At 68.8% G+C, this 845-nt stretch carries 1 protein-coding gene and 2 pseudogenes; all 3 read right to left on the bottom strand.

Annotation, left to right across the window (positions count from 1 at the left end; all coding sequences use genetic code 11):
- Positions 1 to 250, bottom strand: a pseudogene (locus AC1D01_RS36925) (TolC family outer membrane protein); the annotation flags it as partial.
- Positions 251 to 282: 32 nt separating this feature from the next.
- Positions 283 to 630, bottom strand: coding sequence for a rhodanese-like domain-containing protein (locus AC1D01_RS36920; RefSeq protein WP_477874808.1), 348 nt, complete (start codon positions 628 to 630; stop codon positions 283 to 285).
- A 36-nt stretch (positions 631 to 666) separates the two neighbouring features.
- Positions 667 to 845: pseudogene (locus tag AC1D01_RS36915) on the bottom strand (protein-L-isoaspartate O-methyltransferase); the annotation flags it as partial.

The raw sequence follows: 845 nt of genomic DNA, 5'->3' as shown, positions 1-845 counted from the left end.
TGTCGCTGCGTCCGGCCTGCAGCTGCGCCCCGATCTGCGGCCGGCGCAGCGCATGCGCCTGGTCGGCCTTGTACTGGGTCGACTCGGCCAGCGCCTTCGCCGCCAGGTAGCTCGCGTCGTAGCCGCGCGCCGTGTCGTAGAGCTCGGCAAGGCTTTGCGCCTGCGCGAAGGGCACGGCACCGAACAGGGCGGCGCAGGCCAGCACCAGGCGGCTCGGCTTCGGCAAACGGGTCAGGGACACAGCGGACATGGGACGTTCCTTGGGGGATGGGTGATCAGGAATCAGTAGGTGGGCACCGAGGTGTCGACCTCGCGCGACCAGGCGTCGATGCCGCCGGCGATGTTGTACACGTCGGCATGGCCCTCGCGCTCGAGGAATGCGACGACCTGCAGACTTCGCATGCCGTGGTGACACAAACCCAGGATGGGCTGCGTGGCATCGAGCTCGGCCAGGCGCTGCGGGATCTCGCGCATCGGGATGCAGACGATGGACACGCCCTGCACGCCCGACAGGGTGAGCGATGCGGTCTGCACCTCCCACGGCTCGCGCACGTCCAGGATCACCGGGCGGGCCTCGGGGCCGAAGCTCGCGAGGAGCGCCTGAACATCGGTGACTCGAACCTGTTGCATGTCGCGGTGTGTCCTGTGTCGATCAAAAGTCGGTGTTCAGAAATGGAAGCGCGACGGCTCGTCGAAGCCGAGCAGCCGGGGCGCGACGGTGTCGAACAGCTCGACGCTGCGGAACTCGGCCTCGCCGACCCGCGTGACCAGCGTCGCGCGCATCACCGGCTCCTGGCCGACGATCGCGGCGAGGCGGCCGCCGACCTTCAGCTCGTTCAGCAGAG

It is taken from the genome of Rhizobacter sp. P3_B12 (assembly GCF_056402895.1).
Note: the sequence above shows the minus strand (reverse complement) of the source record. Positions and strands in the feature narration are given on the sequence as shown.

What these genes read in the sequence shown, in the direction of transcription:
- AC1D01_RS36920 (WP_477874808.1), bottom strand. Translation starts at nt 630, where the DNA reads ATGCAACAGGTTCGAGTCACCGATGTTCAGGCGCTCCTCGCGAGCTTC.